Genomic DNA, 1,561 nt, shown 5'->3' with positions numbered 1-1,561 from the left:
ATGTATAACTATATATTTCTTTCTCCAACAGTTGCGGGATGTTCGCAGCGGAGCAGAAAGGGGCGCGCCATGTCGGCGGTACCCGTATGCGTTGACGGTGTCGAGCGCGACGTAACCCGATTCGACGGGGAGTGGGATCTCGCATCACGGCGGAAGGAGTCACCGTTCGCGATGCTCCGGCACAGGACGCGTGTCGTCGAGCGGATCCTCGCAGCGGCGACCCGAGCCGTCGCCGATTGCGGCCTCGACGGATTGAGTATGGAAGACGTCGCGGTGCGGGCGGGCTGCTCACGGGCGACGGTGTATCGCCGGGTGGGCGGAAAGGAGGCTCTGCGCGACGCAGTGCTCGACGAGGCGATCGACCGGATCAACGCGTCAGTAGCGATGTCGGTGACCGACCTCGAGGGTGATGAGCGCGTCGTCCGAGCGATCGTCGCTTCCCTGGAGACGATCCGTGCCGACCCGGTCTCGGCGGCCTTGCTCACCGGCCCCGCCGCGGGGCGGAGCGTGAGCAGCGCACTGATCACCCAAGTGACGGACTGCGTCGCCCTGCTGACGGGTCTCGACGTCGCCGACGGCGTCGGCTGTGAGCTGATCTCACGGCTGACGTTGTCCCTGCTCTGCTGGCCGGGCGCCGACAGCGGCGCCGAGTTGGCGATCATCCGCCGGCATGTCTTCGCCGGCCACTCAGATGACCGGCGTGCCCGCACCTAGACACTCGCAAGTTTCCCCACGAACGATCTAGAACCGGACCGCGGAACACGTCGTCCTAGACAAGGTTTCCGCGTCAAGCTCAGTCGGGCGAAATCCTTCTAGGTGCAGCCGTTTGCGCAGATTGCGGCTGGCGGCACGTCTTCCGGGCTCTGGCCAGCATCGGGCATCTCCGGCAGAGACTGACCGTTCAGAGTCCCAGGACCTTGCGTGAGGTCGATGTCGTGGTCGAGACCAGGCGCCATCGGCATGAAGCGACAGAGGAACGTGACGGCGAGTTGACACGGATCCTCTGAGGGATCGGCACCGGCGGGCACCGCCGTACCGAGTGACGCCGCGACTACTCCTACGGCGACGAGGAAGGCCCCCTTCTTCGTGATGACCATCCCTGCAGCCTAGATCGAAATCGTCAGATAATTATCGCTTTCGGGCTAGCCTGCCACCGCGGTCCGCTCAGCAAGCTCCCGTCTGAGCAAATCCGCAGGGGGCGGTCGCCTTTGCCGCCGGCCCGAACGAGGCGGTCTCCAGCGTCGTCGACTCGACGCTCATCGTGATGGTGTCTCCGGCACCGCCCGTGCTGCTGTACGTACCAGTGGCATAGTCCGACGCATGCGTGGCGACGCTCAGTCCTGCTGTCAACACTGCAGCGATGCCTGCTGCGGCGGCAATTGGCTTGATGGACCTGTACATTCGACCTCCAAAATCACAAATCGCGACTGGTGGGCGGCGGCAACTCGCCGTCTCTTCGTGCGGGAATGGCAACACCGTCGCCCACTCGCCACGACCGACCGATGACGCTGAGTCGGGTTTGCGAAGTTCATGACCCCGCTCAGGCCCGTTGACGGCGTGG

Annotated in this window: 3 protein-coding genes; 1 reads left to right on the top strand and 2 read right to left on the bottom strand. The window is 64.6% G+C overall.

What is annotated here, in order from left to right; genetic code table 11:
• The first annotated feature begins 69 nt into the window (after positions 1 to 69).
• Positions 70 to 714, top strand: a complete 645-nt coding sequence (locus tag ACRDUX_RS26445; RefSeq protein ID WP_526418090.1) for a TetR/AcrR family transcriptional regulator — start codon at positions 70 to 72, stop codon at positions 712 to 714.
• A gap of 98 nt (positions 715 to 812) precedes the next feature.
• Here ACRDUX_RS26445 and ACRDUX_RS26440 read toward each other — a convergent pair whose 3' ends face one another.
• Complete coding sequence (locus ACRDUX_RS26440; RefSeq protein WP_526418088.1) at positions 813 to 1,097, bottom strand: fibronectin-binding protein; 285 nt, start codon at positions 1,095 to 1,097, stop codon at positions 813 to 815.
• 67 nt (positions 1,098 to 1,164) lie between these two features.
• Positions 1,165 to 1,401, bottom strand: a complete 237-nt coding sequence (locus ACRDUX_RS26435) for a hypothetical protein (protein WP_526418086.1) — start codon at positions 1,399 to 1,401, stop codon at positions 1,165 to 1,167.
• Between the last annotated feature and the right edge of the window lie 160 nt (positions 1,402 to 1,561).

Source organism: Mycobacterium sp., from assembly GCF_050701675.1.
Lineage (GTDB): Bacteria > Actinomycetota > Actinomycetes > Mycobacteriales > Mycobacteriaceae > Mycobacterium.
The sequence above is the reverse complement of the archived record's forward strand: the minus strand, read 5'-3'. Positions and strand labels throughout refer to the sequence as shown.